The organism is Sandarakinorhabdus sp. (assembly GCF_040398645.1).
Classification (GTDB): Bacteria; Pseudomonadota; Alphaproteobacteria; order Sphingomonadales; family Sphingomonadaceae; genus Sandarakinorhabdus.
The window spans coordinates 43,178-49,453 of record NZ_JBBATR010000018.1 but is presented as its reverse complement, the minus strand read 5'-3'; the positions used below and the strand labels follow the sequence as shown (position 1 = coordinate 49,453).

At 63.6% G+C, this 6,276-nt stretch carries 7 protein-coding genes; all 7 read left to right on the top strand.

The features are described from left to right. Positions 1–181: 181 nt before the first annotated feature. The 7 genes from ABWP50_RS06235 (at position 182) to ABWP50_RS06205 (ending at position 6,226) form a co-directional block, all read left to right on the top strand. On the top strand, positions 182–580 hold the full coding sequence (locus ABWP50_RS06235; RefSeq protein WP_353217127.1) for a hypothetical protein: 399 nt from the start codon (positions 182–184) through the stop codon (positions 578–580). Positions 581–684: 104 nt separating this feature from the next. Then, complete coding sequence (locus ABWP50_RS06230; protein ID WP_353217126.1) at positions 685–1,245, top strand: F0F1 ATP synthase subunit delta; 561 nt, start codon at positions 685–687, stop codon at positions 1,243–1,245. A 12-nt stretch (positions 1,246–1,257) separates the two neighbouring features. Beyond that, on the top strand, positions 1,258–2,787 hold the full coding sequence (atpA, locus tag ABWP50_RS06225) for a F0F1 ATP synthase subunit alpha (protein ID WP_353217125.1): 1,530 nt from the start codon (positions 1,258–1,260) through the stop codon (positions 2,785–2,787). A gap of 10 nt (positions 2,788–2,797) precedes the next feature. Beyond that, the gene (locus tag ABWP50_RS06220) at positions 2,798–3,679 is read left to right on the top strand and encodes a F0F1 ATP synthase subunit gamma (protein ID WP_353217124.1); all 882 of its coding nucleotides are present in this window, start codon (positions 2,798–2,800) and stop codon (positions 3,677–3,679) included. A 13-nt stretch (positions 3,680–3,692) separates the two neighbouring features. Continuing rightward, entirely contained in the window at positions 3,693–5,153 is a 1,461-nt protein-coding gene (atpD, locus tag ABWP50_RS06215) for a F0F1 ATP synthase subunit beta (protein WP_353217123.1), read from the top strand. A gap of 51 nt (positions 5,154–5,204) precedes the next feature. Next, positions 5,205–5,468 carry an ATP synthase F1 subunit epsilon gene (locus ABWP50_RS06210; RefSeq protein WP_353217122.1) on the top strand — a complete coding sequence of 88 codons (264 nt, stop codon included), beginning with the start codon at positions 5,205–5,207 and terminating at the stop codon, positions 5,466–5,468. Between the two features lie 287 nt (positions 5,469–5,755). Further along, entirely contained in the window at positions 5,756–6,226 is a 471-nt protein-coding gene (locus ABWP50_RS06205) for a hypothetical protein (protein ID WP_353217121.1), read from the top strand. Positions 6,227–6,276: the final 50 nt, after the last annotated feature.

The following is a 6,276-nucleotide window of genomic DNA, read 5'->3' as shown; positions in this document are numbered from 1 at the left end:
TCATTGCGGCAGTTTCGTGGATTGGCGAGGAAAAGAAAAGCGGGGCCCCGGATCAGGTCCGGGGCGACGCTGCTCTTTTGAGCTGGGGGGCTCCCTCAAACAAAATGGGTCAAGGGTCCGCGACCCTTGCCGCCGGAGGCTCTTTTTGCTTTTCCGTGTCCGGGGTTGACCGACCTGTGGCATGATGACCGCCATGACAGCCCTCGCCCTTGGCCTGCGCTATTTTGCCGGTGTGTTTGTCATCGCTTTTGCGTTGGGAACGATCCGCACGCTGTGGCTGGCGCCGGCGGTGGGGGCTGTGGCCGCGGTGGCAATCGAGGTGCCGATCATTTTGGCGGTCAGCTGGTGGTGGGGGCGGCGTTTGCTGGCGCGGCGGCCGCTTGATCTGGCGGGGCGGGCGGTGATGGGCGCTTCGGCGTTTGTGTGGCTGATGATTGCCGAATTTGGCCTGGCGATGTTGATGGGCCGCGCGCCGGGCGGGTATCTGGCGTCCTTCCTTACGCCGGCCGGGCTGCTCGGTCTGGCCGGGCAGCTGGGCTTTGCGGCGCTGCCGCTTACCCTTAAGTCCAACACTGGCTAATGCTGCCTTGCAACACGGCAAGGCCAATGCTAGTCGCCCCGCAGCCGTGCTGGGCACCCCCTGCTGCGGCTTTTTATATTCCAGAACGCAGCGGGGCCGAAGCCTTGGACGCACAGATTTCTTCCAGCGTGGCCACCGGGCTTTCCGGGCGCTATGCGCGTGCGCTGTTTGCGCTTGCCGTCGAAGGCAAATCGCTGGGCGCTGTCGAAGCGAGCCTTGGCACCCTCACGCGCACGCTCGCCGAATCGACGGATTTTGCCGCGCTGGTTTCCAGCCCGGTGGTGGGCCGCGGCGCAGCGGGCGCTGCTGTCGCCGGGGTTGCTGACAATCTGGGCCTTGATGGGCTCGTCAAGAATTTCCTGGGCGTGCTGGCCGGCAATCGCCGCCTGTCGCTGCTGCCGGCGATCATTCGCGATTTTGCGGCGCTGAATGCGGCGCGCAAGGGTGAAGTGACCGCCACGGTGACGGCGGCGCACGTGCTGACGGATGCGCAGCAAGCCGCGCTGGCTGCCAAGTTGAAGGCCGGTATCGGCCGCGATGTGGCGCTGAACGTGACGGTTGATCCGGCCATCTTGGGCGGGCTTGTCGTTCGCGTCGGCAGCCGGATGATCGATTCCTCTCTCAAGACCCGGCTCGACATGCTCGGCCAGGCGCTCAAAGCGTAAGAAGGGCACAATATGGACATCAATGCCGCCGAAATCTCGCGGATCATCAAGGACCAGATCGCCAATTTCGGCACCGAGGCGCAGGTCTCGGAAGTCGGCCAGGTGCTGAGCGTCGGCGACGGCATTGCCCGTGTGCACGGCCTCGACAATGTGCAGGCCGGTGAAATGGTCGAATTTCCCGGCGGCATCCAGGGCATGGCGCTCAATCTGGAAACCGACAATGTCGGCGTCGTGATCTTTGGCTCCGATAGCCAGATCAAGGAAGGCGACACCGTCAAGCGCACCGGCACCATCGTCGATGTGCCGGTTGGCAAGGGCCTGCTCGGCCGCGTGGTTGACGGACTGGGCAACCCGATCGATGGCAAGGGCCCGATCGTGGCCACCGAACGCCGCCGCGTCGAAGTGAAGGCGCCGGGCATCATTCCGCGCAAATCCGTGCACGAACCAATGCAGACCGGCCTGAAGGCATTGGATGCGCTGGTGCCGGTTGGCCGCGGCCAGCGCGAACTGATCATCGGCGATCGCCAGACCGGCAAGACCGCCGTGGCCATCGACACGTTCATCAACCAGAAGACGGCCAACGCCGGCGATGATGAATCCAAGAAGCTGTATTGCATCTATGTCGCCATCGGCCAGAAGCGGTCGACCGTGGCGCAGATCGTGCGCGCGCTGGAAGAAAATGGCGCGATGGAATATTCGATCGTCGTGGCTGCCACCGCGTCCGAACCGGCGCCGCTGCAGTTCCTGGCGCCGTACACCGGCTGCACCATGGGCGAATATTTCCGCGACAACGGCATGCACGCCGTGATCGTGTATGACGATTTGTCCAAGCAGGCCGTGGCGTACCGCCAGATGTCGCTGCTGCTGCGCCGTCCGCCGGGCCGCGAAGCCTATCCGGGCGATGTGTTCTATCTGCACAGCCGCCTGCTGGAGCGCGCCGCCAAGATGAACGATGCGCTGGGTGCTGGCTCGCTGACGGCGCTCCCCATTATCGAGACGCAGGCCGGCGACGTGTCGGCGTACATCCCGACCAACGTGATTTCGATCACCGACGGCCAGATCTTCCTGGAGACCGAGCTGTTCTATCAGGGCGTGCGTCCGGCCATCAACGTCGGCCTGTCGGTGTCGCGCGTCGGTTCCGCCGCGCAGACCAAGGCGATGAAGAAGGTTGCCGGCTCGATCAAGCTGGAGCTGGCGCAATATCGTGAAATGGCGGCGTTCGCGCAGTTCGGTTCCGATCTTGATGCCTCGACGCAAAAGCTGCTGAACCGCGGCAAGCGCCTGACCGAGCTGCTCAAGCAAGACCAGTTCAAGCCGATGCCGTTCGAAGAGCAGGTCGTGTCGATCTTCTCGGGCGTGAACGGCTTTTTGGATGGTATCGACGCCAATGCCGTGACCCGGTTCGAAGCGTCGCTGCTCAGCCATGTCAAGTCGGCGCATGCCGATCTGCTCGCCGATATCCGCGAGAAGAAGGATCTGAGCCCGGATACGGTCGCCAAGTTGAAGGACGTCATCGGCGCCTTCGCCAAGACCTTCGCCTGAACGATCCGCAATGCCCAGCTTGAAAGCCCTCAAGGTCCGCATCACTTCGGTGAAGTCGACCCAGAAGATCACCAAGGCGATGAAAATGGTCGCCGCGGCCAAGCTGCGGCGGGCGCAGGAAGCCGCTGAAGCCGCGCGGCCCTATTCGGAGCAGATGGCGACCGTGATGGCGTCGCTGGCCAGCCGTGTCACGGTCGGGCCGGAATCGCCGAAGCTGCTGGCCGGCACTGGCGGGACCCAAGTGCATCTGCTGGTGGTCTGCTCATCGGAGCGCGGCCTCGCTGGCGGGTTCAACGGCAATATTGCCAAGCTGGCGCGGCGCACGATGGAAGAGCTGCTGGCGCACGGCAAGACCGTCAAGCTGATGTTTGTCGGCAAGAAGGCGCGCGCGCCGTTTGCCCGCACCCACAAGCAGTTGATCATCGACACTGTCGACATGACGCACATCAAGACGCTGGCGTTCAGCGATGCCAAAGCCGTGTCCGAAGCGGTCGTCAGCCGGTTTGAGGCGGGCGAATTTGATGTGGCGCATCTGTTCTTCTCCACCTTCCGCTCCGCACTGGTGCAAACCCCGACACGGTTGCAGATCATCCCGGCCGCGCTGCCGGTTGGCGATGCGGCGCAGGCCGGCGCTGATGCATCGGTGGAATATGAACCCGACGAAGAAGCCATCCTGGCCGATCTTCTGCCCAAGAATCTGGCCGTGCAGGTGTTCCGTGCCTTGCTGGAAAACGCCGCCAGCGAACAGGGCAGCCGCATGACCGCGATGGACAGCGCCACCCGCAACGCCGGTGACATGATCAATCGCCTCACCATCACTTACAACCGCACGAGACAGGCCGCGATCACCAAGGAATTGATCGAGATCATCTCGGGCGCCGAAGCGCTTTAAGGAGCCAAGCCGCATGAACGAGCAATCCAACTTTGGCACCAACAATGTCGGGCGCATCAGCCAGGTCATCGGCGCCGTTGTCGACGTGACCTTCGAAGGCGAGCTGCCGGCGATCCTGTCCGCACTGGAAACCCGCATCGGCGATCGCCGGCTGGTGTTCGAAGTCGCGCAGCATCTGGGCGAAAACGCCGTGCGCTGCATCGCCATGGACGCCACCGATGGCCTGGTGCGCGGCCAGGAAGTCGTCGACACCGGCAGCCAGATCCGCGTGCCGGTGGGCCCGGCCACGCTAGGCCGCATCATGAACGTCATCGGTGAGCCGATCGACGAGCGCGGCCCGATCGATCAGACCAACACCGCCCCGATCCATGCCATCGCCCCGGCCTTTGTTGACCAGTCGACCGAAGCCGCCATTCTCGTCACCGGCATCAAGGTCATCGATCTGCTCGCGCCTTATGCCAAGGGCGGCAAGATCGGGCTGTTCGGCGGCGCCGGCGTCGGCAAGACCGTGCTGATCCAGGAGCTGATCAACAACATCGCCAAGGGCCACGGCGGCACCAGCGTGTTCGCCGGCGTGGGTGAACGCACCCGCGAAGGCAATGATCTTTATTATGAATTCCTCGAAGCCGGCGTGATCGCGTCGGACGCGGATGGCAATGCCATTTCCGAAGGCTCCAAGGTGGCGCTGGTATATGGCCAGATGAACGAGCCGCCCGGCGCCCGCGCCCGCGTCGCGCTGTCCGGGCTGACCATTGCCGAATATTTCCGCGATGTCGAAGGCCAGGACGTGCTGTTCTTCGTCGATAACATCTTCCGCTTTACCCAGGCCGGCTCCGAAGTGTCAGCACTGCTCGGCCGCATCCCGTCGGCCGTGGGCTATCAGCCGACGCTCGCCACAGACATGGGCCAGTTGCAGGAACGCATCACCTCCACCAACAAGGGCTCGATCACCTCGGTGCAGGCGATCTATGTGCCCGCCGACGATTTGACCGACCCCGCGCCGGCCACGTCGTTTGCCCACCTTGATGCCACCACCGTGCTCAGCCGCGCGATTTCGGAGCTCGGCATCTATCCGGCGGTCGATCCACTCGATAGCACGAGCCGCGTGCTGTCGCCGCGCGTGGTGGGCGAAGAACATTATGCCGTCGCCCGATCGGTGCAGGAAGTGCTGCAGAAATACAAATCGCTGCAGGATATCATCGCCATTCTGGGCATGGACGAACTGTCGGAAGACGACAAACTGGCCGTCAGCCGCGCCCGCAAGATCCAGCGCTTCCTGAGCCAGCCGTTCCACGTCGCCGAAATCTTCACTGGCTCGCCGGGTGTGCTGGTCAGCGTTGAAGACACCATCAAAGGCTTCAAGGCCATCGTGGCCGGTGAATATGATCACCTGCCCGAAGCGGCTTTCTACATGGTCGGCACCATCGAAGATGCGGTGGCCAAGGCCAAGAAACTGGCCGCCGACGCAGCCTAAGCCAGAATGGCCCCGTCCGGCACTGCCGGATGGGGAGCAAGGACCGCAATCATGGCCGAACTTCTCGATTTCGAACTCGTCTCGCCGGAGCGCCGCATTGCCAAGGCCAAAGTGGTCATGGTGGTGGTGCCCGGCAGCGAAGGTGATTTTGGTGTGCTGGCCGGCCACGCGCCGATGATGAGCACCATCCGGCCCGGCACCATCGAAGTCTATGCCACCGAGGGCAGCAGCCCCACCGAACGCTATGAGATCGAAGGCGGCTTTGCCGAGGTGACGCCGCATGGCCTGACCATATTGGCTGAGAAAATCAGCTAATAAAGCATAGGTGCAGCCTCCGGCGGGCAGGGGTGACCCCTGCACCCAATCGTTGGATTGCAGCCATGTTTCGAAGGCCGGGAACGAGCCAAACAAGAGTGGTGCAGGGCTCAGCCCTGCCCACGTCACCCCGGACTTGATCCGGGGCGGAGGCTTCCTTGCTTTTTGCGCACGGGTTCAGCTGACAGACAGGCAGCGCCTGCAACAACAGCGCCCATATTGCTGGTTCCACCCGCCGGCAAAACCGCTTATTCTGTGGTACTTGTCTGTCCCTGGAGCTTGGTCTGATGCGCGCGTCTCTTGCCCTGATTGCACTCGCGCTGGCGGTTCCCGCTGCCGCCCAGCCTACCCCCGCCAACCCGACAACCGCAGCGCCGCGGCCGAGCATGCTGAAGCCTGCCGATATCCCGAGCGGTGACGGCAGCCTGCCGCGCCAGCGGCTGGTGACGGTGTTTGGCAACGAAGCCTGCCCGAAGCCAACATCGCCCGACGAACAAGTGGTGTGCGCGCGCCTGCCCGAATCAGATATCTACCGCATCCCCGAACGCCTGCGCCGCGCCGAAAGCCGGCAAAGCGTGCTGACTCAGAACCGCGCCATGCTGCTGGGTGACGGCACCGGCGGCGCCGGCGGCAGCATCGGCAGTTGCAGTGTGGTTGGGCCAGCCGGGTTTACCGGCTGTGACCGCCGCATGGTCGAAGCCTGGGCGCAGGACCGCACCAACCGCATGGGCTACAACGAGCCAACCCCGCGCAATTGACGTCAGAACACGCTGCCCAACCCAAAAAAAGGGGCGTCTGGCCGAACCAG